This is a genomic window from Paragemmobacter amnigenus, from assembly GCF_009908265.2.
Lineage (GTDB): Bacteria > Pseudomonadota > Alphaproteobacteria > Rhodobacterales > Rhodobacteraceae > Paragemmobacter > Paragemmobacter amnigenus.
In genome coordinates this window covers 1-769 of sequence record NZ_JAAATX020000034.1, presented here as the reverse complement: position 1 = coordinate 769, position 769 = coordinate 1, and the positions used below count along the sequence as shown (strand labels likewise).

Sequence of the window (769 nt, the reverse complement as noted above, 5' to 3'; positions counted from 1 at the left end):
TCACCGCCACGCCCTCGGTCAGACCCGTCGCGTCGATCACGTCGCCCGTGACCTCGCCCGTCTCGCCGCCCGTGATCGCATCCGTGCCAAAGCCCGGCTGCAGCAGGAAGGTGTCATCCCCCCCCTCACCCCGCAGCGTATCAGACCCCGCCCCGCCGTTCAGCGTGTCGTTGCCATCACCCCCGGCCAGCGTATCCGTGCCCTCGCCGCCCGAGAGCTGGTCCGCCCCGGCGCCGCCATCCAGCGTATCGTTGCCGATGCCACCGTCCAGCGTGTCGGCCCCTTCGCCGCCCGCAAGGGTGTCGCTGCCATCCCCGCCCGTCAGCGCATCGTTCCCGATCCCGCCATCCAGCGCGTCATTGCCAGTGCCGCCGTCGATCGCGTCATCGCCCGTGCCACCGGCAAGGCTGTCATTGCCGCCGCCGCCGTTCAGCACGTCATTGCCCGCGCCGCCATCGACCGTGTCGTTGCCCGCGCCGCCGTTCACCGTGTCATTGCCGGAGCCGAGCTTGACGCTCTCGACCTCGCTGAAGGTCGCCGTGCCCGACGGGCCGCTGATCGTGCCCGCCTCGGGGCCCGTCATCGTCACCGTCACGCCTTCGGTCAGACCCGTCGCGTCGATCACGTCGCCCGTGACCTCGCCCGTCTCGCCGCCCGTGATCGCATCCGTGCCAAAGCCCGGCTGCAGCAGGAAGGTGTCATCCCCCCCCTCGCCCCGCAGCGTGTCAGACCCCGCCCCGCCAGTCAGCGTGTCGTTGCCCTCGCCACC

1 protein-coding gene is annotated in these 769 nt (G+C 71.5%); it reads right to left on the bottom strand.

Annotation, left to right across the window (positions count from 1 at the left end; genetic code table 11):
* The coding region (locus GU927_RS20395; protein ID WP_161764235.1) for a calcium-binding protein at positions 1-769 on the bottom strand (769 nt) is incomplete at both ends.